Source organism: Streptomyces sp. NPDC058619, assembly GCF_042717785.1.
GTDB lineage: Bacteria > Actinomycetota > Actinomycetes > Streptomycetales > Streptomycetaceae > Streptomyces.
In genome coordinates this window covers 65057-85838 of sequence record NZ_JBHXQN010000014.1, presented here as the reverse complement: position 1 = coordinate 85838, position 20782 = coordinate 65057, and the positions used below count along the sequence as shown (strand labels likewise).

The following is a 20782-nucleotide window of genomic DNA, read 5'->3' as shown; positions in this document are numbered from 1 at the left end:
GACGGCCGGGAGGGCGCCGGGTCAGCGGTCGAAGTCGATCTCCACTTCCTCCGTCACGGCGTGCGACTGGCAGGCCAGGACGAAGCCGGCCTCCGTCTCCTCCTCTTCGAGGGCGAAGTTCCGCTCCATCCGCACCTCGCCCGTCACGAGGAAGGCCCGGCAGGTGCCGCACACGCCGCCCTTGCAGGCGTACGGGGCGTCGGCGCGGTTGCGCAGCACCGCGTCCAGCAGGGACTCCCCGTCGCGGACCGGCCAGGTGCCCGAGCGGCCGTCGAGCCGTGCGGTGACCCGCCCGTGGGCGGGCGCGGCGGACGCGGCCGCGCGGGTCGGCGCCGCCGTGTCCTCGACGTGGAAGATCTCCTCGTGGACCCGGTTCCGGGCGACGCCGAGTGCCCCGAGCGCCCGCTCGGCGCCCTGCACCAGGCCGTACGGCCCGCACAGGAACCAGCCGGTCACCTCGGCGACCGGCAGCAGGGCGGGCAGCAGCGCCGCCAGCCGCTCCTCGTCGAGGCGGCCGGAGGGCAGGCCGGCCTCCTGCTCCTCGCGGGAGAGGATCGTCACCAGCTGGAAGCGGGCGGGGTAGCGGTCCTTGAGGTCGGCGACCTCCTCCAGGAACATCGTGGAGGCGGCGCTGCGGTCGCTGCGCACGAGGCAGAACCGGGCGTCGGGACGGGCGGCCAGCAGGGTCGCGGCGATGGACAGCACGGGGGTGATCCCGCTGCCGCCGACGACGGCGGCGTAGTGCCCGTCGGCCGGTGCCGTGGCCGGGTCCAGGACGAACCGTCCGGCCGGGACCATCACGTCGAGCACGTCCCCGGCGGCGATCTCCTTGTGCGCGAACGTGGAGAACTCGCCGCCCTCCACGAGCCGCACCCCGACGCGGAGCAGGTCGGGGCCCGGGCCGTCCGGGGCCGGGGCGGCTGAGCAGATCGAGTACGTGCGGCGGATCTCCACCCCTTCGGGGGTGGTCCGGCGCAGGGTCAGGTGCTGGCCGGGGGCGTGCCGGTACTCGGCGCGCAGGCCGCCGGGGACCTGGAGGGCCAGGGCCACCGCGTCCTCGGTGAGGCGCTCGACCGAGGCCACCGTGAGCGGGTGGAACGCGCCGTGCCGGCCGGCCGGCCGGGGTGCCTCGGCCATCTACAGCTCCTTGAAGTGGTCGAACGGTTCGCGGCAGGCGACGCAGCGGCGCAGGGCCTTGCACGCGGTGGAGGAGAAGCGGCTGAGCAGTTCGGTGTCGGTGGACCCGCAGTTCGGGCAGCGCACCGAGAGGGTCAGCGGGACGGGGCCGCCTGCCGCGTGCGGCCGGGGCGGGGCGATGCCGAACTCGGCCAGTTTGCGGCGTCCTTCGGCGGAGATGTCGTCGGTGGACCAGGCGGGGGCCAGGACCGTGGTCACCCGCACCTCGGGCACGCCGTGGTCGTTCAGGATCCGCTCGATGTCGGCGGACATCGCCTCGATGGCCGGGCAGCCGGTGTACGTGGGGGTGAGGGTGACCTCGACGTGACCGTCCTCGCACATCCGCACCCCGCGCATGACGCCGAGCTCGGAGAGCGTGAGGACGGGCAGCTCGGGGTCGGGCACGGAGCCCGCGAGCTCGGCCAGTTCGGCTTCGAGCCGGGTCGTCGCGGCCGTTCCCGCGCCGGTCACCACGACGCCCCCGGGTGACTGCGGTGCAGGTGCTGCATCTCCGCGAGGAGCCTGCCGAACGGCTCGGTGTGCAGGCCCTGCCGACCGGCTCCGGCCGCCCAGGCTCCGGTGCGCGGCCCCCCGGGCAGCGCCAGCCCGGCCCGCTCCAGCACGGCGGTGACCGCGGCGAGCCAGCGGGCCTCCAGGGCGGCCCGGTCCACGTCGTCGAGGCCCTCCACGGGCTGGAACATCTCGCCCGTGTACCTCCACAGCGCGTCGAGGGCGGCCCGCATGCGGGCGCGGCTCTCCGGAGTGCCGTCGCCGAGCCGCAGGGTCCACTGCTCGGCGTGGTCGCGGTGGTAGGCGGTCTCCTTGACGGCCTTGGCCGCGAGCGGGGCGAACGGGCCGTCGCCCCGGGCCAGTTCCCCGTAGAGCTCGTGCTGGTAGAGGGAGAAGAACAGCTGGCGGGCGATGGTGTGGGCGAAGTCGCCGTTCGGCTGTTCGACCAGCTGGAGGTTGCGGAAGGACCGCTCCTCGCGCAGGAACGCGAGCTCGTCCTCGTCGCCGACCAGGGACAGCAGGACGCGGGCCTGGCCGAGGAGGTCGAGGGCGATGTTGGCGAGCGCGACCTCCTCCTCCAGGACGGGGGCGTGGCCCGCCCACTCGCCGAGGCGGTGGGAGAGGATCAGCGCGTCGTCCCCGAGGGCCAGGGCCGCCGCCGCGGAGCTGTCGCGGACGGTGTCGGGACCGGTTTCGCGAACGGTCCCGCGGGCGGTGTCGGTGCCGGTCACAGGTGGCTCACCCCCTCCGGGATGTCGTAGAAGGTGGGGTGCCGGTAGGGCTTGTCGGCGGACGGTGCGAAGAACGGGTCCCGCTCGTCCGGCGACGAGGCGGTGATCTCGGTGGAGGGCACCACCCAGATCGAGATGCCCTCGCCGCGCCGGGTGTAGAGATCGCGGGCGTTGCGCAGGGCCATCTCCGCGTCGGGGGCGTGCAGGCTGCCCGCGTGCGTGTGCGACAGGCCGCGCCGCGAGCGCACGAACACCTCCCACAAGGGCCAGTTCTGCGTCATACCCGTGCCTCCTCGGTCTGTCCGTCGTTCTTCGCGGCCTGCTTGTCCGCATAGGCCGCCGCCGCCTCGCGCACCCAGGCGCCTTCCTCGTGTGCCGCGCGCCGGCGGCCGATCCGCTCCGCGTTGCAGGGGCCGTTGCCCTTGAGCACGTCCCAGAACTCGGCCCAGTCGATCGCGCCGAAGTCGTGGTGCCCGCGCTCCTCGTTCCACTTGAGGTCCGGGTCGGGCAGGGTCAGGCCCAGCGACTCGGCCTGCGGGACGGCGATGTCCACGAAGCGCTGGCGCAGCTCGTCGTTGGAGTGGCGCTTGATGCGCCAGGCCATCGACTGCGCCGAGTGCGACGAGGCGTCGTCCGGAGGACCGAACATCATCAGGGACGGCCACCACCACCGGTCGACCGCGTCCTGCGCCATCGCGTGCTGTGCCTCGGTGCCCCGAGAGAGGGCCATGAGCAGCTCGAACCCCTGGCGCTGGTGGAAGGACTCCTCCTTGCAGATCCGGACCATGGCCCGGGCGTAGGGCCCGTAGGAGCAGCGGCAGATCGGCACCTGGTTGGTGATCGCGGCGCCGTCGACGAGCCAGCCGATCGCGCCGACGTCCGCCCAGGTCAGGGTGGGGTAGTTGAAGATCGAGGAGTACTTCTGCTTGCCCGCGTGGAGCTTGTCGAGCAGCTCGTCGCGGCTGGTGCCCAGCGTCTCGGCGGCGCTGTACAGGTACAGCCCGTGGCCCGCCTCGTCCTGGACCTTGGCCATCAGGATCGCCTTGCGGCGCAGCGAGGGCGCGCGGGTGATCCAGTTCGCCTCGGGCTGCATGCCGATGATCTCGGAGTGGGCGTGCTGGGCCATTTGGCGGACCAGGGTCGCGCGGTACTCCTCGGGCATCCAGTCACGCGGCTCGACGCGCTCGTCCGCCGCCACGGTGGCGTCGAAGGCGGCTGCGAGCCGCACGAGGTCCGTGTCGTGTCCCGTGTCCGGGGTCACTGCCGTCATCCCGGCTCCCTGTCTGAGTCTGCCGTCCGCCCGACCGACCGATCGTTCGGTTCATCCTCTTCAATGGTGAGACGGCGGCCCGTAGGGTGTCAACCTCTGTGGTGAACCCTGTGGACGGCCGATGATCGGGGCGGGATGGATTCGAACGAGCGAAAGCCCGCCGAGGGCACTGCTCAGCCCCCGCCCCAGCCTCCGCCCCAGCCTCCGCTCCCGCCTCCTCCGAGAGCACCCGGAATCGCCGGTCTGAGCACCCCGTACCGGGTCGTCACGGCCCTCGCCCTGGGGGCGGCCGCCGTGGCGGCCTGCTCCCACCTGGCACTGGTCTTCCTGCACGTGGCGCCCGTGAACACGGTCAGCCGGGAGCACGCGCGGACGGTCGACGGCTGGATCTATCCCGAGTTCGAACAGAACTGGAAGCTCTTCGCGCCCAACCCGCTCCAGCAGAACATCGCGGTCGAGGTACGGGCCCAGGTGCGGACCGGTGGCGGCAACCTGGTCACCACCGGCTGGCGCGACCTGTCCGCCGAGGACGGCGCGGCGATCCGCCACAGCCTGCTGCCGAGCCACACCGAGCAGAACGAGCTGCGGCGGGCCTGGGACTTCTTCACGGGCTCCCACGACGCGGACAACAAGCCGAGCGGCGAGCGCGGCGAGCTGTCCGAGGAGTACCTGCGGCGGATCGCGGCGGCCCGGATCGGGCCGGACCACCGGGACGGGCACGTCCTGCGGATCCAGCTGCGCTCGGCGACGAGGGCGGTACCCGCGCCAGAGTGGAGCACCGAGACGACCGACACCCAGACGTACTACCGGGAGCTGCCGTGGTGGACGGTGTGAAGCCGGGGGCCCCGGCGGGTCCGGCCCCGGCGGGTCCGGCCCCGGCGGGTCCGGCCCCGGCGGGTCCGGGTTCGGGTCCCGTGCCGGGTTCTGTGCCGGGGGCGAGGGCCGTCGCGCGGAGGCTCCGGGCTTCGGCCGGGCGGGGGCTGGCGAAGGTCTCCGGGCAGGCCCTGGGCCCGTACCAGAGTGCCGTCATCCGGATCGGCTTCAGCGGCACCTGGCTCTTCTTCCTGCTCCGGGAGATCCCGAACCGGGCCGAGCTGTACGGGCCGGACGGGCCGTGGAGCTTCGGTTTGGCGGAGCGGCTGATCGCCTCGAACCGGGCCTTCACCGTGCTGATGTGGTCCGACTCCACCCTGTGGTTCGAGATCGTCTACGCGGTGTCCGTGCTGGCGAGCGTGGCGCTGATGCTGGGCTGGCGGACCCGCGGCACGTCCGTGGTGTTCATGGTCGGGGTGCTGTCGCTGCAGAACCGCAGCGTCTTCATGGGGGACGGCGGGGACAACGTCATCCACCTCATGGCGCTCTACCTGGTGCTGACGCGGTGCGCGCAGGTGTGGTCGCTGGACGCCCGCAGGGCCCGTCGGCACGGTTCGGCGACGGCCGGCGCCGGCGGGCCGGTGCTGTGGATGGTCCTGGGCGCGGCGTTCGCGTACGGGGCGGCGACCGGGCGGTTCGGCTACGGCTGGCTGGCGGCCTTCGCGACGCTGTGGGTCGCCACCGCGCTGTGGTGGATGGTCGACCGGTACGAGGCGGAGGGGGAGGGCCGGGCGACGCTGGACGTCCTGGCGAACCTGCTGCACAACGCGGGCATGCTGGTGATCATGGCGGAGGTCTGCCTGATCTACGCGACCGCGGGGTGGTACAAGATCCAGGGCTCGCGGTGGCAGGACGGAACCGCGCTGTACTACCCGCTGGGGCTGGACTACTTCACGCCGTGGCCGGCGCTGTCGGCGCTGGTGGCGGGCAGCGGGACGCTGGTGATGCTGCTGTCGTACGGGACGGTGGCGGTGCAGGTGGCGTTCCCGTTCACGCTGTGCAACCGGCGGATCAAGAACGTGCTGCTGGCGGTGATGATGCTGGAGCACGCCGGGATCGCGGTGCTGCTGGGCCTGCCGTTCTTCTCGCTGGCGATGATCGCCGCTGACGCGGTGTTCCTGCCGACGGGGTTCCTGTTGTGGCTCGGGGCCCGGGTCGGCGGCCTCCGGCCGGGGGGTGGGGTGCCGGAGCCGGTGCCGCTGCCGGCTTCGGGCCCGGCGCCCGCGCGCGGTGCCGGGAGGCTTGCGGCGCCCGCCGAGGCCGAGGGGGAGCCCGCGGCCGTCCCGGAGCCGGCGCCGGCGCCCAGTCCGAGCGGGCGCTGACCCCGACCTGCGACGCCGTTCCCGGAGGCTCCGCCCCCGGACCCCCGCGCCTCAAACGCCGGCGGGGGCTGGATGCGTGCCTCAAGCATGTGCGGGGCTGGGCGGCAAGCCCTGAGCGGTGGCTGGGCCGTGAGGGGTGTGCCCAGGCGTTTGCTGAGCTGTGAGGAGAGCGCGTGGGCGATGGCGGGGCGCTGACGGGTGGGTTCGGCCCGGCGGGGCCGGACGGGGGCCGTGAGGGGCGTGGTGGGGTCGTAGGGTCGGGGGATGAGTGAGGATGCGGGAGTCGGGGAAACCGCGCGGGTGTGGCGGGAGGCCGCCGGGCGGGGGGATCTCGTGCTGCTGGACGGGTTCCACGCGCTGAAGCACGCCCTGCGTTTCGGGGCGCGGGTCGAGGTGGTCGTCGCCGACGATCCCGCCGCCGTACGGGGCCTCGCGGCCGAGCTCGCCCCGGACGTCGGGCCCGACGTGGACCGGCTCGTGCGCCGGGCGGAGCTGAAGGGCCTGCTGGCCCGCGTGCACCCCACGGGGGTGGCCGCACTCGCCGTACGGCCCGACCGGGAGGCGGGCCGCGCCGCGCTCGGGCGGCTGCCGCGTCCCGCCCCGGTGGTCGTGCTCGACAACCCCCGCAACCTCGGCAACGTCGGAGCCGTCGTCCGCCTGGCCGCCGGCTTCGGCGCGACCGGCGTGGTCACCCGCGGCGACCTCGACCCCTGGCACCCGAACGTGGTCCGGTCCGGGGCCGGGCTGCACTACGCCACCACCGTGGACCGGGTCGAGCTGGAGGAGCTGCCCCCGGGGCCGATGTACGCGCTCGACCCGGAGGGCGAGGACATCCGCTCCCTCACCCTCCCGGACGACGCCCTGCTCGCCTTCGGCTCCGAGCGCCACGGCATCTCGCCCGAGCTGCGCGCCCGGGCCGACCACCTGGTCTCCCTGCCGATGCGGCCGCAGGTCTCCAGTTACAACCTGGCGACCAGCGTGGCCATGACCCTCTTCCACTGGGGCGGCCCTAAGGACTGACCGGCAGCCCCCGGCAGCCCCCGGCAGCCCTACGCCTGGCGGCGGACCTCCACCACGCGGAACCGGTTCGCGACGAAGGCGCCGTCGCACAGGGCCGCGTTGGCCGCCGGGTTGCCGCCGGAGCCGTGGAAGTCGGAGAACGCGGCGGTCTGGTTGACGTACACCCCGCCCGTCAGGTTCAGCGAGAGCTGCGCCGACTCCTCCAGGCAGACCTCCTCGATGGCCCGCTCGGTGTCCGCCGACGTCGTGTACGCGCCGACCGTCATGGCGCCCTTCTCGCGCACCGTGCGGCGCAGCAGGTCCAGCGCGTCCGCCGTGGAGTCGACCGCCACCGCGAAGGAGACCGGGCCGAAGCACTCGGAGAGGTAGGCCGCGTCCGGGTCCGGCTTGGCGGCGTCGAGCTTGACCACGACCGGGGTGCGGACCACCGCGTCGGGGAAGTCGGGGTTCACCACCTCGCGGGAGGCCAGCGCGACCTCGCCGAGGGAGGCGGCCGCCTCCAGCCGGGCCTTGACGTCCGGGTTGGCCAGGGCGCCCAGCAGCGCGTTGGCCCGGGCGTCGTCGCCCAGCAGGCCGCCGACCGAGGCCGCGAGGTCGGCCACGACCTCGTCGTACGTCTTGTGCCCGGCGTCCGTGGCGATGCCCTCGCGGGGGATCAGCAGGTTCTGCGGGGTGGTGCACATCTGGCCGCTGTACAGGGACAGCGAGAAGGCCAGGTTGGACAGCATGCCCTTGTAGTCGTCGGTGGAGTCCAGGACGACGGTGTTGACGCCCGCCTTCTCCGTGTAGACCTGCGCCTGGCGGGCGTTGGCCTCCAGCCAGTCGCCGAACTCCGTGGAGCCCGTGTAGTCGATCAGCTTGATCTCGGGGCGCACGGCCAGGGTCTTCGCGATGCCCTCGCCGGGCCGCTCCACCGCCAGCGCGACCAGGTTCGGGTCGAAGCCGGCCTCGGCGAGCACCTCGCGGGCGACCCGGACGGTCAGGGCCAGCGGGAGGACGGCGCGCGGGTGCGGCTTGACCAGCACGGCGTTGCCCGTGGCCAGGGAGGCGAACAGGCCCGGGTAGCCGTTCCAGGTGGGGAAGGTGTTGCAGCCGATCATCAGGGCGATGCCGCGCGGGACCGCCGTGAAGCTCTTGCCGATCTGCAGCGGGTCGCGCTTGCCCTGCGGCTTGGACCAGTCGGCGCGGCCGGGGACGCGGGTCTGCTCCTCGTACGCGTAGGCCACGGCCTCCAGGCCGCGGTCCTGGGCGTGGGGGCCGCCCGCCTGGAACGCCATCATGAAGGCCTGGCCGCTGGTGTGCATCACCGCGTGCGCGAACTCGTGGGTGCGGGCGGAGATGCGGGACAGGATCTCGATACAGACCAGGGCGCGGGTCTCGGGGCCCGCGTCGCGCCAGGCGCCCATGCCGGCCCGCATGGCGGGCAGCAGGACCTCCGGATCGGCGTGCGGGTACTCGACGCCCAGTTCCGGGCCGTACGGCGACACCTCGCCGCCGACCCAGCCGTCCGTACCGGGCTGGTCCAGGTCCAGCCGGGTGCCGCGGAGGGCCTCGAAGGCGGCGAGCCCGTCGGCCGGCGCGGTCTCCCCGTACGCCTTGGGGTGTTCGGGGTGCGGGGACCAGTAGGCACGGCTGCGGATCGCCGACAGGGCCTGGTCCAGGGTGGGCCGGTGCTGGGCGGACAGCTGGGGGACGGTGAGCTCGGCGGCCATCAGGGACCAACTCCTCGTTGAGCCGGGCGAAGGAGAGCAGACTGGAGTTAGAGTAACCGAACGATCGGTCGGGACAAGAGGGCCCGGCCGACCTGTGGATAAGTCGGTGCGGGAGGATCGGGTCATGACAGCAATCGAGCGGTCCCGGACTGTGGCGGTCGTCGGCGCGGGCACCATGGGTCAGGGCATCGCCCAGGTCGCCCTCCTCGCAGGTCACCGCGTGCTGATCTACGACATCAACGGCGCGCTCGCCGCGGACGGCGCCGGCATCGTGCAGGACCGCGTCGAGCGCATGGCGGCCAAGGGCCGCATCGACCGGGCCGAGGCCGAGGACGCGATCTCCCGGATCGCGCCGGCCGCCGGCCTCGCGGACCTCGCCGCGGCCGCCCTCGTCGTCGAGGCGGTCGTCGAGGACGCCGGCGTCAAGCGCGCCCTCTTCCAGGCCCTCGAAGAGGTGGTCGCGCCGGACGCGCTGCTGGCCACGAACACCTCCTCCCTCTCCGTCACCGAGCTCGCCACCGGACTCGCGCACCCCGGCCGCTTCCTCGGCCTGCACTTCTTCAACCCGGCCCCGCTGCTCCCGCTCGTCGAGGTGGTCACCGGCTTCGCGACCGACCCGGCCGCCGCCGAGAGCGCGTACGCCACCGTCCTCGGCTGGGGCAAGACGCCGGTCCGCTGCGCCGACACCCCCGGCTTCATCGTCAACCGGATCGCCCGCCCCTTCTACGCCGAGGCCTTCGCGGTGTACGAGGAGCAGGGCGCCGACCCGGCCACCATCGACGCCGTGCTCCGCGAGAGCGGCGGCTTCAAAATGGGCCCCTTCGCGCTGACCGACCTGATCGGCCAGGACGTCAACGAGGCCGTGACCCGCTCGGTGTGGGAGTCCTTCTTCCGCAGCCCCAAGTTCACCCCGTCCCTCGCGCAGCGCCGCCTGGTCCAGTCGGGCCGCCTCGGCCGCAAGTCGGGGCACGGCTGGTTCCCGTACGGCCCGGACGCCGTCCTGCCGCAGCCGCACACGGCCGGGCCCGAGGAGGCGCCCGCCCAGGTCACCGTCGTCGGCGACCTGGGTCCGGCGTCCGAGCTGGCCGACCTGCTGGAGGAGGCCGGGATCGCGGTCACGGCCGCCGAGCACGGGGGCCCGTACATCCAGCTGCCCGGGGAGGGCCAGCTGGTCCTCGCGGACGGCAAGACCTCCGTCGAGTTCGCCGACGTCGTCTACTTCGACCTCGCGCTCGACTACCGCGGCTGCACCCGCGTCGCGCTCTCCGCGAGCGCGGACACCAGCGAGCGGACCCTCGCCGAGGCGGTCGGCCTCTTCCAGAAGCTCGGCAAGAAGGTCTCCGTCATCGGGGACGTCCCCGGCATGATCGTCGCGCGGACGGTGGCGATGCTGATCGACCTCACCGCCGACGCCGTCGCCCGCGGGGCGGCCACTGCCGAGGACGTCGACACCGCGATGCGGCTCGGCGTCAACTACCCGCTCGGCCCCGCCGAATGGCACGACCGGCTCGGCCGGGACTGGGCGTACGACCTCCTCCACCACCTCGACGAACGGTGCCCCGGCGGCCGGTACGCGCCCTCGCTGGCGCTGTTCAAGCTGGGCTACGCGGCGGGCGACGAGGACGAGTCGGGGGACACGGAGTGACGACGGCCAAACGGGACACCTACACCCCCGAGACGCTCCTGTCCGTGGCCGTGCAGGTCTTCAACGAGCGCGGCTACGACGGCACGTCGATGGAGCACCTGTCCAAGGCCGCCGGCATCTCCAAGTCCTCGATCTACCACCATGTCGCGGGCAAGGAGGAACTGCTGCGCCGGGCCGTCAGCCGCGCCCTCGACGGGCTGTTCGCCGTCCTGGAGGAGCCGGCCGCGGTGCGCGGGCGCGCCGTCGAGCGCGTCGAGTACGTCACCCGCCGCACGGTGGAGGTGCTGGTCTCCGAGCTGCCGTACGTGACGCTGCTGCTGCGCGTACGGGGCAACACCCGGACCGAGCGGTGGGCCCTGGAACGGCGGCGCGAGTTCGACCATCAGGTCGCGGAGCTCCTCAAGGCCGCCGCGGCCGAGGGCGACCTGCGCGCGGACGTGGACATCCGCCTCGCGACCCGCCTGCTGTTCGGCATGGTGAACTCGCTGGTCGAGTGGTACCGGCCGCACCCGGGCACGAGCCAGGACCAGCTCGCGGACGCGGTGGTCAGCATGGCGCTGGACGGCCTGCGGACCGTCCGGGACTGACCTCGGGGCGCCCGGCCCGCTCCGGGGGCGGTTCGCTCACGGACCTGCCCCGCACGGATCGCCGCGCCCGGACTGCCCCGCGCCGACCGCCCCGTACGGCCTAGTCCTCCGTGATCGTCGGTCCGGAGGGCCGGCCCGGCCCCGGGGCCAGCAGGTCCGTCTCCTCGAACACCAGCAGGGTGCGGGTGGATAGCACCTCCGGGATGGACTGGAGGCGGGTCAGCACCAGCTCGCGCAGCGTGCGGTTGTCCGGGGTGTGCACCAGGAGCAGTACGTCGAAGTCCCCGCTGACCAGCGCGATGTGCGCGGCGCCCGGGAGTTCGCGCAGCTGTTCGCGGACCGTGCGCCAGGAGTTCTGGACGATCTTCAGAGTGATGTAGGCGGAGGCGCCCTGACCTGCCCGTTCGTGGTTCACGCGGGCGGTGAACCCGCGGATCACCCCGTCGTCGATGAGCCGGTTGATGCGGGCGTACGCGTTCGCCCGCGAGACGTGTACCTGTTCCGCCACCGACCGTATCGACGCGCGGCCGTCCGCCTGCAGCAGCCGCATGATCGACCGGTCGATCGGGTCGAGGGGGCGGGGCGGCACCGGCGGGACGCCGGAGGAGCCCCCCGGCGGGACCGGCGCGGAACCCGCTCCGGCCATTTGTTCATCCGGCATTGCCCGATGCCTCCCTCTCCTGGACGTCCTGCACCCATCCCAGGGCCCCGGCGCCAGTTTGTCCACAGCCTGGAGCCGCCTGTAGCCAAATTGCGCGGACAACCGAACAATCGGTAGGTGAGGCGCCTCACACCCGAGGCGTCCCTGCCCGCTTCCCACGAGGAGGTGTACGCCGCCATGACGGTCCAAGAGCTGCCCGGTGCCGGTGCGTCCCACCGGTCCACCCCGCCGCCCGCCTGGAGGCCCCGTACGGACGCCGCTCCGCTGCTTCCGGACCCCGAGCCCTACCGGGTGCTGGGCACCGAGGCGGCGGACCGGCTCGACCCCGTGCTGATGCGGCGCTGCTACGCCGAACTGGTGCGCGGCCGCCGCTACAACGCGCAGGCCACCGCGCTCACCCGGCAGGGCCGCCTCGCCGTGTACCCCTCCACCGTCGGACAGGAGGCCTGCGAGATCGCGGCCGCCCTGGTCCTGGAGGAGCAGGACTGGCTCTTCCCGAGCTACCGCGACACCCTGGCGGCCGTCGCCCGCGGACTGGACCCCGTCCAGGCGCTCACGCTGCTGCGCGGCGACTGGCACACCGGCTACGACCCGCGCGAGCTGCGGATAGCCCCGCTGAGCACCCCGCTCGCCACCCAGTTGCCGCACGCCGTCGGACTGGCGCACGCGGCCCGGCTGCGCGGGGACGACGTGGTCGCCCTCGCCATGGTCGGCGACGGCGGCACGAGCGAGGGCGACTTCCACGAGGCGATGAACTTCGCGGCGGTCTGGCAGGCGCCGGTGGTCTTCCTGGTGCAGAACAACGGCTTCGCGATATCCGTCCCGCTCGCCAAGCAGAGCGCCGCCCCGACCCTGGCCCACAAGGCCGTGGGGTACGGGATGCCCGGCCGGCTGGTCGACGGCAACGACGTCGCCGCCATGCACGAGGTGCTCTCCGAGGCCGTCCGGCGGGCCCGGGCCGGCGGCGGACCGACCATGATCGAGGCGGTCACGTACCGCATCGAGGCCCACACCAACGCCGACGACGCGACCCGCTACCGCGGGGACGCCGAGGTCGAGGCGTGGAAGGCGCACGACCCGGTCCTGCTGCTGGAGCGCGAGCTGACCGCCCGCGGCATCCTCGACGAGGAGGGCATCCGGGTGGAGCGCGAGGCGGCCGAGGAGATGGCGGCGGCGCTGCGCGAGGGGATGAACGCCGATCCCGTACTGGACCCGATGGACCTCTTCGCGCACGTCTACGCGGAGCAGACCGGCCGACTGCGCGAGCAGGCGGCCATGCTCCGCGCGGAGCTGGAAGCGGAGGACGAGTGATGACGACGGCCACGGCGAAGGCCAAGGCTCCGGCCAAGCCGGCCACGATGGCGCAGGCCCTCACCCGGGCGATGCGCGACGCGATGGCGGAGGACCCGACCGTTCACGTCATGGGCGAGGACGTCGGCACGCTCGGCGGGGTCTTCCGGATCACGGACGGGCTGGCGAAGGAGTTCGGCGAGGAGCGCTGTACGGACACCCCGCTCGCGGAGGCCGGCATCCTCGGCGCCGCGGTGGGCATGGCGATGTACGGGCTGCGGCCCGTCGTCGAGATGCAGTTCGACGCGTTCGCGTACCCGGCCTTCGAGCAGCTGATCTCGCACGTGGCGAAGATGCGCAACCGCACCCGGGGCGCGATGCCGCTGCCGATCACCATCCGCGTGCCGTACGGCGGCGGGATCGGCGGGGTGGAGCACCACAGCGACTCCTCCGAGGCGTACTACGTGGCGACGCCTGGCCTGACCGTGGTGACCCCGGCGACGGTCGAGGACGCGTACGGTCTGCTGCGCGCGTCGATCGCGAGCGACGACCCGGTGATCTTCCTGGAGCCGAAGCGGCTGTACTGGTCGAAGGCCGACTGGTCGCCGCAGGCACCGGCGCGGGTCCCGGGCATCGGGAAGGCGCTCGTCCGGCGCAGCGGCACGAGCGCGACCCTGATCACCTACGGGCCGTCGCTTCCGGTGTGCCTGGAGGCGGCCGAGGCGGCCCGCGAGGAGGGCTGGGACCTGGAGGTCGTTGACCTGCGCTCGCTGGTCCCCTTCGACGAGGACACCGTCGTGGAGTCCGTACGCCGGACCGGGCGCGCGGTGGTCGTGCACGAGGCGGGCGGCTTCGGCGGACCGGGCGCGGAGATCGCCGCCCGGGTCACCGAGCGGTGCTTCCACCACCTGGAGGCGCCGGTGCTGCGGGTGACGGGCTTCGACATCCCGTACCCGCCGCCGATGCTGGAGAAGTACCACCTGCCGGGCGTGGACCGGATCCTGGACACCGTGGGCCGCCTGCAGTGGGAGAACTGATGCCGCAGGTGATGGAGTTCAAGCTGCCGGATCTCGGTGAGGGCCTGACGGAGGCCGAGATCGTGCGCTGGCTGGTGGCGGTCGGCGATGTCGTCGCCATCGACCAGCCGGTCGTCGAGGTCGAGACGGCCAAGGCGATGGTGGAGGTGCCGTGCCCCTACGGGGGCGTGGTCACCGCCCGCTTCGGTGAGGAGGGGCAGGAGCTTCCGGTGGGGGCTCCGCTGATCACCGTGGCGGTGGGTGCGGCCGCGGGGACGGAGCCGGAGCCGGATGCGGAGCCTTCGGGGGCTGGGACCTCCGGGTCCCCGGCGTCGGAGTCCTCGACGTCGGAGTCCTCGGGGTCGGGGAACGTGCTGGTGGGCTACGGCACGGACCACTCCCGCCCGGCGCGACGGCGGCGGGTGCGACCCGCCACCGCCGAGGCCGCGGCTCCCGCTCCGGTCCGTTCCGCCGCTCCGGTGGCCGCGGCGCCGGTCTCCGCTCCGGTGGCGGGTTCCGCCGGGCCGGTGGCCGTCATCTCGCCGATCGTGCGCAAGCTGGCCCGGGACCACGGGGTCGACCTGCGTGCGCTGCGGGGGTCGGGCCGCGAGGGCCTGATCCTGCGCGCGGACGTCGAGGCGGCGCTGTCGGCGCCGTCGGCCGCCGCCGCGGCCGCCCCCGTGGCGGCGCCGCAGGTGCGGGGTGAGCGGGTCCCGCTGAAGGGCCTGCGCGGGGTCGTCGCGGAGAAGCTCTCGCGCAGCCGCCGGGAGATCCCGGACGCCACCTGCTGGGTGGACGCCGACGCCACCGAGCTGATGGCCGCCCGTACCGCGATGAACGCCGCGGGCGGGCCGAAGATCTCGGTGCTGGCCCTGCTGGCGCGGATCTGCACGGCCGCCCTCGCCCGGTACCCGGAGCTCAACTCAACGGTGGACCTGGCGGCGGGCGAGATCGTCCGGCTCCCGTCGGTGAACCTGGGCTTCGCCGCGCAGACCGAGCGGGGCCTGATGGTCCCGGTGGTCCGCGACGCGCAGGGCCGCAGCGCGGAGGCACTGTCGGCGGAGTTCGCCCGCCTGACCGAGCTCGCGCGGGCGGGCAAGCTGGCACCGTCCGACCTGACGGGCGGCACCTTCACCCTGAACAACTACGGGGTGTTCGGCGTCGACGGCTCCACGCCGATCATCAACCACCCGGAGGCGGCCATGCTCGGCGTCGGCCGGATCATCCCCAAGCCGTGGGTGCACGGCGGGGAGCTGGCGGTGCGGCAGGTCGTCCAGCTGTCGCTGACGTTCGACCACCGGGTGTGCGACGGGGGGACGGCGGGGGGCTTCCTCCGCTACGTCGCGGACTGCGTCGAGTCGCCGGCGGTGCTGTTGCGCGGCCTGTAGCCGGCCGGCGGGGCGGGGCCTCCGCTCCCCCTCCGCCGTGACGGCCGGGCGCCCGGCCGTGCCGTGACGGCCGGCGCCCGGCCTTGCCGGTGGTGCGGTCCGGTGGTGTGGTGCCGCTGCGCGGAGCGGGTCCCCGACCCGCCCTGCCACCGCTACCGGGACGCGGCCCGGACCCGCCGGGGCTCCCCCCGGACCCCGCGCCTCAAACGCCGGCGAGGCTGAAAGGGTGCCCCGGCATGCCGGGTGGGTCGCGGGGGTTGGTGGTTGTCCGGTTGGGCCGGGAAGGGGAAAGCTGCCCTGGCGGGGCCGGAAGGGGGATTCGCGGGGGTCAGGTCGTCAGCAGCAGTTTGCCCACGTGGCTGCTGGACTCCAGGACCCGGTGTGCCTCCGCGGCCCGGGCCATCGGGAACGTCTCGTGCACCACCGGCCGCACCCGCCCCGCCGCGACCAGGGGCCACACGTGCTCGCGTACGGCCGCGATGATGGCGGCCTTCTCCTCCAGCGGCCGCGCCCGCAGTGACGTGGCGGTGATCGCCGCCCGCTTGGCCAGCAGTGCGCCCAGGTTCAGTTCGGCCTTCACCCCGCCCTGGAGGCCGATCACCGCCAGCCGGCCGTTGACGGCCAGGGCGTCCAGGTTCCGCGCGAGGTACTTCGCCCCCATGATGTCGAGGATCACGTCCGCCCCGGCGCCGCCCGTCGCGGTCCGCAGTTCCGCCACGAAGTCCTGCTCGCGGTAGTCGATCAGGACGTCCGCGCCCAGTTCCGCGCAGCGCGCCAGCTTCTCGGGGCCGCCTGCCGTCACCGCGACCGTGGCGCCCACCGCCTTCGCCAGCTGGATCGCCATCGTCCCGATGCCGCTGGATCCGCCGTGCACGAGCAGGGTCTCGCCGGGGCGCAGCCCGGCCACCATGAAGACGTTCGACCACACCGTGGCGACGACCTCGGGCAGCGCGGCGGCCGTCACCAGGTCCACGCCCGCCGGGACGGGCAGGAGCTGCCCGGCCGGAACGGCCACCTTCTGCGCGTACCCGCCGCCGGCCAGCAGCGCGCAGACCTCGTCTCCCACCGACCAGCCGGACACCCCGGGCCCGATCGACGCGATCCGACCGGAGCACTCCAGGCCGGGGAAGCGGGAGCTGCCGGGCGGAGGGTCGTAGAACCCCTGGCGCTGGAGGACGTCGGCGCGGTTCACGGCGCTCGCCGCGACCTCGACGAGGACCTCGCCCTCACCCGCGACCGGATCGGGTACGTCGGTCCAGACGAGGGCCTCGGGGCCGCCGGGCTGCTCGATGGTGATCGCATGCATGGCCCGGAGGCTACGCGAACGACCCCCCGCGGCGCAGCATCCGCCGGGCCTGCGCCGGTGCTCCTACTCGGCCGGTCCCAGTATCACCGGCGGCGAACTCGGCGGCGACGCCCGCACGATGGTGATGAGGCGGTCCGTCAGCTGCAGGGGGCTCGCGTGCAAGTCGTCGTACGCCAGCAGCCGGTGCCCGCGCAGCACGCTGACCACCAGGTCGTTGGTCTCCCGCACCGACTTGCCGACCTCGGCCTTGGTGACCGGCCGTTCGATGAGGTCGAGGCCGCTGCCCTGCTGGATCAGGTCCTCCATCACCGTGCCCGCGCTGGGGCTGAGGACCGACAGGCCCAGCAGCCGCCCGGCCGCGCTCGCGCTGGTGATGACCGCGTCCGCGCCGGACTGGCGCAGCAGCGGGGCGTTCTCCTCCTCGCGCACGGCGGCGACGATCTTCGCGCCGCGGTTGAGCTGGCGTGCGGTCAGCGTCACCAGGACGGCCGTGTCGTCCCGCTGGGTTGCGATGACGACCTGACGGGCCTTCTGGAGCTCGGCCCGCAGCAGGACTTCGGAACGGGTGGCGTCGCCGACGACCCCGGTGAAGCCCTCCGCGTTCGCCATGTCGATCACCTTGGCGCTCGGGTCGATGATGACGACCTGCTCCTTGGAGAGGCCGGTGGCCAGCAGCGTCTGCAGGGCGGAGCGGCCCTTGGTGCCGAAGCCGACGACGACCGTGTGCTCACGCAAGTTCTTCCTCCAGCGGTTCAGCCGCCACTCTTCTCGGGTCCGCTCGGTCAGCACTTCCAGGGTCGTGCCGACCAGGATGATGAGGAACAGCACCCGCAGCGGGGTGATGAGCAGGACGTTCACCAGCCGCGCGCTGGCGCTGTACGGGACGATGTCGCCGTACCCGGTCGTCGACAGGGTGACGGTGGCGTAGTAGAGGCTGTCGAGGAGGTCGACCTCCTCGTCGGCGTTGTCGTGGTAGCCGGCGCGGTCGAGCCAGACGATGAGGACCGTCAGGAAGAGCACGAACAAGGCCATCACCAGGCGTTTGGTGACCTGGGCGAGCGGCTTTTCGACGATGCGTTTGGGCAGCTTGATGCGGCGGGAGACGAGCTTCTCGTCCGCCCCCCGGGCCATGGCGTCCTGGCCGTGGAGTTTCACGTGAAACATCCTCCCGAAGCCCAGGGCAGATCGAGGATCTCCAGCTCCTGTCCAGACCGCGCTCCGTGCGCCGGTACGACGGCCAGCGCGTCGGCGGCCGCCACCCCGCGCAGCATCGCCGGTCCGTTGTAGCGCAGCGGTACGGCGTGCTCGTCGTTCAGCAGGACCGGCACCAGCCGGGTGTCGTGCGGGTGCCCCGGGACGTCGCCCTGAACCGCTGCCGCGTAGCGCGGGCGCCGACGGCGGCCCGCGAGGGCGCGCAGCAGCGGTTCGGCGAGGGTGAGCAGCCCGGAGACGGCGGCGAGCGGGTTCCCGGGCAGCCCGACCACGTACCGCGGGTCCGCCCGGTCGCCGACGCGGGCCAACAGCATGGGGTGTCCGGGCCGTACGGCGACCCCGTCGACGAGCAGTTCGGCGCCGGCCCGGCGCAGGACCGGGTGGACGTGGTCGACGGGTCCGGAAGCGGTGCCGCCGGTGGTGACGATCACGTCTGCGGTGGAGGTGGTGACGGCCTTCAGCAGGGCCTCGGCCCCGGCGGGGTCGTCGCCGAGCCGGCGGGTCCCGGTGACCTCGGCGCCGAGGCGGGTGAGCCAGGGGGCGAGCAGGGGGCCGAGGGCGTCCCGGATCAGGCCGTCGTGCGGGAGGCCGGAGGTGAGCAGCTCGTCGCCGAGCACCAGGATCTCCACGCGGGGCCGGGGCCGGGTGGTCAGCTCGTCGTACCCGGCGGCCGCGGCGAGGCCGAGCACGGCCGGGGTGACCAGGGAGCCCGCGGGCAGCAGCAGGTCGCCTGAGCGGCATTCCTGGCCGCGCGGGCGGATGTCCTGGCCGGTGAGGACGCGCCGGTCGGCGAAGAGCTGGGCGCCGTGCACGCGGCAGTGTTCGCTGCGGATCACGGCGGTGGTCTCGGCGGGGATCCGGGCCCCGGTGGCGATCCGCACGGCCTCCCCGTCCATGAGGGGCCCGGGGCGCTCGGAACCGGCGAGGGCGTCGTCCCCGGTACGTACGGTCCAGGGGCCGGGGCCGGCGACGGCCCAGCCGTCCATGGCGGAGGTGTCGAAGGACGGCAGGTCGGTCAGCGCGTCCAGGGGCGCGGCCAGCACCTCACCGAGGGCTTCGGCGAGCGGAACCCGGTGGGTACGGGCCCGTGCGGCGGTCCCGGCGTGCACGGCGGTGTCCCGGGCCCGCTGCCAGGCGGCGGCGCGGTGGCCCTCGGCTCCGGCGACCGGGCCCGAACCGGGGGTGCGGCTGACGAGGGCCAGGGCCTCTTCGAGGTCCCGCTCGGTGGAGCCGGTGGGCTCGGCGGACCCGGCCGTTTCCGCCGGGGCTTCGTCCAGGGCGCGGTCGGCGTCGGTGGGGGTCATCCGGAGCCGTTCTTTCGGGGGTCGGCGGCGGTGTCGGTGTCGGTGGTGGCCCCGGCTCCGGTGGCGGCCTCGGCCTCGGCCTCCGCGGCCCAGCGCAGGGCCAGGTCGGTGGCCTTGCGGGTGGCTTCGGCGACGGCTTCGACGGGGTCGGCACCGGCGGCTTCGGCCCGGGCCGCCGCGTAGCCGACCAGGAAGGTGGTCAGCGGGGCGGCGGGCCGGGCGACGCCGTGGGCGGCGTCACGGGCGAGGTCGAGCAGGGCTGCGGTGTCGACGGAGAGGTCGATGCCCAGCTCGTTCTTGACGGCGGTGATCCATTGCTCCAGCACGGTTCCATGCTCCCTGATCCGGGCGCGGGCGACGGCGAGATCGTCCCAGGTGTCGCAGTCGAAGGAGGCGAGTGGCCCCGCGTCGACCCGGGCGAGGTCCAGTGCGGCGGTGAGCGAGCGCAGCGGGAGCCCGGCGAGGCCGTTCCGCCCGGCGGCGAGGCGGGTCAGCTCGCGGCGGAGCGGGGCCGTCCGGTAGACGGCGACGAGGGGCTGGTCCCGGCCGTCGGGGTCGCGCAGGAGCGCGCCTTCGTGCGGGCCGTCGCCGGCGGGTCCGGCGTGCCCGCCGGGGGCGGCCAGCAGGGTGCGTACGGTCGCCCGGTCCAGGAACGGCAGGTCCGCGGAGAGCACGAGCACCTGCTCGGCGGTGGTCTGGCGCAGTCCGGCGTCCAGGGCGGCCACCGGGCCGCTGCCGGCCGGTTCCTCGCGGGCCCAGCGCACCGGCCGGGCGGTGGCCCGGCGGCCGCCGACCACGACGGTGGTGGCGGCGTCGGGGCAGGCGTCGAGGACGCGGTCGAGGAGGGTACGGCCGCCGACGCTCAGCGCGGGCTTGTCGGCCCCGCCGAGCCGCCGTGCGGCGCCGCCCGCCAAGACGATCGCGTCGTAGCTCATGCCCCCGAGTATGCGCGGCCCATGTCCCCGGCGGGCACCCGCCCTTACCCACCACTTACCCACCCCTCCGGGCTCCGCCCGGACCCGCGTCTCAGGCGCCGGCGGGGCTGGGGTGGCGCGAATGCCGGGGGGCTATGCCGGGGTGCGAACGCCGGGGGCCCGGTGCCGGGGTGCGGCGCCGGGCCCCGGCGGTGGGTGGGCGGCCGGCGGAGGGGGTCCGGCGGCCGCCGGCGGCTACAGGTAGGGGCCGGAGCGGACGGCCCCGTGGCCGCCGTCCTCGTCGTCCTCGTGGGAGGCACCGGGCGGGAGCGCGCGGCGCATCTGTTCCAGCTGCGCCCGCGCCGCCATCTGCTGCGCGAACAGGGCCGTCTGGATGCCGTGGAAGAGCCCTTCGAGCCAGCCCACCAGCTGGGCCTGCGCGATGCGCAGTTCCGCCTCGGAGGGGATGGCCTCCTCGGTGAACGGGAGCGACAGGCGCTCCAGTTCCTCCACGAGCTCGGGGGCCAGGCCGTCCTCCAGCTCCTTCACCGACGCGGCGTGGATGTCCTTGAGCCGAACCCGGCTCGCCTCGTCGAGGGGCGCGGCACGTACCTCTTCCAGGAGTTGCTTGATCATGCTTCCGATCCGCATGACCTTGGCGGGCTGTTCGACCATCTCCGTCACCGGGACCTCGCGCGACTCGTCATCGGCGCCGCCGACCGCCATCCCGTCCTGTCCCACGATCAGGACGTTCGGGGGGCTTTCCTGCGACCGTTCACTCCTCGGCATCTCCATGCCGTCATTGTCTCGCACACCTTCGTACTCACACGGTGTGCCCCCGTACG

20 protein-coding genes are annotated in these 20782 nt (G+C 73.9%); 8 read left to right on the top strand and 12 right to left on the bottom strand.

Annotation, left to right across the window (positions count from 1 at the left end; all coding sequences use genetic code 11):
* Positions 1-21: 21 nt before the first annotated feature.
* From ACFWTC_RS16505 to paaA, 5 genes are read right to left on the bottom strand one after another with little or no spacing between them, the layout of a single operon-like run.
* A complete protein-coding gene (locus tag ACFWTC_RS16505) occupies positions 22-1137 on the bottom strand; it encodes a 2Fe-2S iron-sulfur cluster-binding protein (RefSeq protein ID WP_383916020.1) in 1116 nt (371 codons plus the stop codon).
* The gene (paaD, locus tag ACFWTC_RS16500; RefSeq protein ID WP_383916022.1) at positions 1138-1650 is read right to left on the bottom strand and encodes a 1,2-phenylacetyl-CoA epoxidase subunit PaaD; all 513 of its coding nucleotides are present in this window, start codon (positions 1648-1650) and stop codon (positions 1138-1140) included. It abuts the gene before it with no gap.
* On the bottom strand, positions 1644-2417 hold the full coding sequence (gene paaC, locus ACFWTC_RS16495) for a 1,2-phenylacetyl-CoA epoxidase subunit PaaC (RefSeq protein WP_383916023.1): 774 nt from the start codon (positions 2415-2417) through the stop codon (positions 1644-1646). The genes paaD and paaC overlap by 7 nt, the downstream gene beginning before the upstream one ends.
* Positions 2414-2698, bottom strand: coding sequence for a 1,2-phenylacetyl-CoA epoxidase subunit PaaB (paaB, locus tag ACFWTC_RS16490; protein WP_030009045.1), 285 nt, complete (start codon positions 2696-2698; stop codon positions 2414-2416). The genes paaC and paaB overlap by 4 nt, the downstream gene beginning before the upstream one ends.
* Positions 2695-3687 carry a 1,2-phenylacetyl-CoA epoxidase subunit PaaA gene (gene paaA, locus ACFWTC_RS16485; RefSeq protein WP_384027638.1) on the bottom strand — a complete coding sequence of 331 codons (993 nt, stop codon included), beginning with the start codon at positions 3685-3687 and terminating at the stop codon, positions 2695-2697. Before paaA ends, paaB begins: the two co-directional genes overlap by 4 nt.
* A gap of 135 nt (positions 3688-3822) precedes the next feature.
* On the opposite strand from paaA, the gene ACFWTC_RS16480 reads away from it, so the two are divergent.
* The 3 genes from ACFWTC_RS16480 (at position 3823) to ACFWTC_RS16470 (ending at position 6902) form a co-directional block, all read left to right on the top strand.
* Entirely contained in the window at positions 3823-4521 is a 699-nt protein-coding gene (locus ACFWTC_RS16480) for a DUF5819 family protein (protein ID WP_384027640.1), read from the top strand.
* The gene (locus ACFWTC_RS16475; protein ID WP_384027670.1) at positions 4518-5882 is read left to right on the top strand and encodes an HTTM domain-containing protein; all 1365 of its coding nucleotides are present in this window, start codon (positions 4518-4520) and stop codon (positions 5880-5882) included. Before ACFWTC_RS16480 ends, ACFWTC_RS16475 begins: the two co-directional genes overlap by 4 nt.
* A 264-nt stretch (positions 5883-6146) precedes the next feature.
* Positions 6147-6902, top strand: a complete 756-nt coding sequence (locus ACFWTC_RS16470; protein ID WP_384027642.1) for a TrmH family RNA methyltransferase — start codon at positions 6147-6149, stop codon at positions 6900-6902.
* A gap of 29 nt (positions 6903-6931) precedes the next feature.
* Here ACFWTC_RS16470 and paaN read toward each other — a convergent pair whose 3' ends face one another.
* Positions 6932-8614 (bottom strand): phenylacetic acid degradation protein PaaN, encoded by a 1683-nt coding sequence (gene paaN, locus ACFWTC_RS16465; RefSeq protein WP_383916031.1) that lies wholly within the window; start codon positions 8612-8614, stop codon positions 6932-6934.
* Between the two features lie 124 nt (positions 8615-8738).
* On the opposite strand from paaN, the gene ACFWTC_RS16460 reads away from it, so the two are divergent.
* Complete coding sequence (locus ACFWTC_RS16460; RefSeq protein WP_383916033.1) at positions 8739-10259, top strand: 3-hydroxyacyl-CoA dehydrogenase; 1521 nt, start codon at positions 8739-8741, stop codon at positions 10257-10259.
* Positions 10256-10846, top strand: coding sequence for a TetR/AcrR family transcriptional regulator (locus tag ACFWTC_RS16455; protein WP_267725097.1), 591 nt, complete (start codon positions 10256-10258; stop codon positions 10844-10846). Before ACFWTC_RS16460 ends, ACFWTC_RS16455 begins: the two co-directional genes overlap by 4 nt.
* 100 nt (positions 10847-10946) lie before the next feature.
* Here ACFWTC_RS16455 and ACFWTC_RS16450 read toward each other — a convergent pair whose 3' ends face one another.
* Complete coding sequence (locus ACFWTC_RS16450) at positions 10947-11507, bottom strand: Lrp/AsnC family transcriptional regulator (RefSeq protein WP_383916035.1); 561 nt, start codon at positions 11505-11507, stop codon at positions 10947-10949.
* Between the two features lie 177 nt (positions 11508-11684).
* On the opposite strand from ACFWTC_RS16450, the gene pdhA reads away from it, so the two are divergent.
* The 3 genes from pdhA to ACFWTC_RS16435 are packed head-to-tail and all read left to right on the top strand — an operon-like array spanning position 11685 to position 15201.
* Positions 11685-12818, top strand: a complete 1134-nt coding sequence (pdhA, locus tag ACFWTC_RS16445; RefSeq protein ID WP_383916078.1) for a pyruvate dehydrogenase (acetyl-transferring) E1 component subunit alpha — start codon at positions 11685-11687, stop codon at positions 12816-12818.
* Positions 12818-13834: an alpha-ketoacid dehydrogenase subunit beta gene (locus tag ACFWTC_RS16440; RefSeq protein ID WP_383916037.1), complete on the top strand. Its 1017-nt coding sequence runs from the start codon at positions 12818-12820 to the stop codon at positions 13832-13834. The genes pdhA and ACFWTC_RS16440 overlap by 1 nt, the downstream gene beginning before the upstream one ends.
* Positions 13834-15201 carry a dihydrolipoamide acetyltransferase family protein gene (locus ACFWTC_RS16435; protein ID WP_383916039.1) on the top strand — a complete coding sequence of 456 codons (1368 nt, stop codon included), beginning with the start codon at positions 13834-13836 and terminating at the stop codon, positions 15199-15201. The genes ACFWTC_RS16440 and ACFWTC_RS16435 overlap by 1 nt, the downstream gene beginning before the upstream one ends.
* Before the next feature lie 328 nt (positions 15202-15529).
* Here the strand turns inward: ACFWTC_RS16435 and ACFWTC_RS16430 are convergent, their stop codons facing one another.
* From ACFWTC_RS16430 to ACFWTC_RS16410, 5 genes are all read right to left on the bottom strand, one after another.
* Entirely contained in the window at positions 15530-16507 is a 978-nt protein-coding gene (locus ACFWTC_RS16430) for an NAD(P)H-quinone oxidoreductase (RefSeq protein ID WP_383916041.1), read from the bottom strand.
* Positions 16508-16570: 63 nt separating this feature from the next.
* Positions 16571-17671, bottom strand: coding sequence for a potassium channel family protein (locus tag ACFWTC_RS16425; RefSeq protein WP_383916043.1), 1101 nt, complete (start codon positions 17669-17671; stop codon positions 16571-16573).
* The gene (locus ACFWTC_RS16420; RefSeq protein WP_383916045.1) at positions 17659-19023 is read right to left on the bottom strand and encodes a molybdopterin molybdotransferase MoeA; all 1365 of its coding nucleotides are present in this window, start codon (positions 19021-19023) and stop codon (positions 17659-17661) included. Before ACFWTC_RS16420 ends, ACFWTC_RS16425 begins: the two co-directional genes overlap by 13 nt.
* On the bottom strand, positions 19020-19958 hold the full coding sequence (locus ACFWTC_RS16415) for an NTP transferase domain-containing protein (RefSeq protein ID WP_383916047.1): 939 nt from the start codon (positions 19956-19958) through the stop codon (positions 19020-19022). Before ACFWTC_RS16415 ends, ACFWTC_RS16420 begins: the two co-directional genes overlap by 4 nt.
* Before the next feature lie 234 nt (positions 19959-20192).
* Complete coding sequence (locus ACFWTC_RS16410; protein WP_383916049.1) at positions 20193-20732, bottom strand: bacterial proteasome activator family protein; 540 nt, start codon at positions 20730-20732, stop codon at positions 20193-20195.
* Positions 20733-20782: the final 50 nt, after the last annotated feature.